Here is a 1,257-nt window from a genome sequence, read left to right on the forward strand (position 1 = left end):
CTCAGCGATGGCCGGCATTGTCGGAGGCGGCGGTGTGGGGGATCTAGCCATTCGTTTTGGTTATTATCGATACGACAACACGGTGATGATCACAACGATTATCATTCTTCTCTGCTTAGTGCAGGTCGTCCAGTTTGTCGGCGACTCGATCGCCCGCTGGATCGATAAGCGATAAACGTTTCGCATGAGCGAAGCGCCTGTTCCGTCAAGCAACACTAGCCTCGCTTTCAACCGATAATGGGCTGCCTTTTTGAGGCATTGACCAACCTTTTTTATGAGGAGGAATCGTTCATGAAGCGTTTTTCTTTTCTATTCGCCCTTATTGTATTGATCTTCGGAGCAACAGGCTGCTCATCATCCTCTTCCTCGGCACAAGAGGAAAAGAAAACGATCACGATCGGCGCCACCGCCGGTCCATACAGCGATCAAATCCGCGAAGCCATTCAGCCTTATCTAGAAAAGAAAGGATACAAAGTGAAATTAATTGAATTCAATGATTACGTGCAGCCCAATATCGCACTAGATCAGAAAGAAATTGACGCCAACGTGTTTCAAAACCAAATGTATCTTGAAAACTTCGCCAAAACACATCAAATGAAATTGCATCCGCTGATCTCGATTCCGACTGTTCCAATCGGTTTATATTCAAAAAAACATACGTCCCTCGATGACATTCGGGACGGAACGACCATCGCCTTGCCGAACGAACCGGTCAATCAAGCGCGGGCGCTGACAATGCTGCAGCAGCTCGGCCTCTTAGAACTAAAGAAAGATGTCGAACCGACAAAAGCATCGGAAAAAGATATTGCCAAATTTCACAAAAACATCATTCTCAAACCATTGGATCCCGCTCAACTGCCGCGGGCGTTGGGCGATGTGGACTACGCCTTGATCAACGGCAACTTCGCCTTATCGTCTGGGTTAAAATTAACCGAAGCCGTCGCCTTAGAAAAAACGCCTGATTACTATTTGATTGTCGTCACCATCCGTCCGGAGGACAAAGACAAACCTTTTGTCAAAGATTTGATCGCCGCTTATAAATCGAAAGAATTCGCTAAATTGATCAAAGAAGATCCGAAGTACAAAGGATACGTATGGCCCGATTGGTTCCAAAAACAATGACCCATAACAGCCGGCGGCTCGTCATCATGAGAGCCGCCAGTCTTGAAGGGAGGGCAAATTCATGGATCAACCCCTATTATTCAATGCCTTTGAGATGGCAAGCGCGATGCATAATGCCCACGGTTTATGGAAGCA

General features: G+C 46.9%; 1 protein-coding gene and 1 pseudogene. Both read left to right on the plus strand.

Annotated features, from left to right (window positions below; translation table 11 throughout):
* Nucleotides 1-175, plus strand: a pseudogene (locus VU18_RS15575) (ABC transporter permease); the annotation flags it as partial.
* A gap of 116 nt (nucleotides 176-291) precedes the next feature.
* A complete protein-coding gene (locus VU18_RS15580) occupies nucleotides 292-1,122 on the plus strand; it encodes a MetQ/NlpA family ABC transporter substrate-binding protein (RefSeq protein WP_014196860.1) in 831 nt (276 codons plus the stop codon).
* Nucleotides 1,123-1,257 lie beyond the last annotated feature (135 nt).

This window comes from Geobacillus sp. ZGt-1, from assembly GCF_001026865.1.
Taxonomy (GTDB): Bacteria; Bacillota; Bacilli; order Bacillales; family Anoxybacillaceae; genus Geobacillus; species Geobacillus thermoleovorans.

Excerpts from the sequence above, each read along its gene's own strand:
- VU18_RS15580 (WP_014196860.1), top strand. The coding sequence starts at position 292 with ATGAAGCGTTTTTCTTTTCTATTCGCCCTTATTGTATTGATCTTCGGA.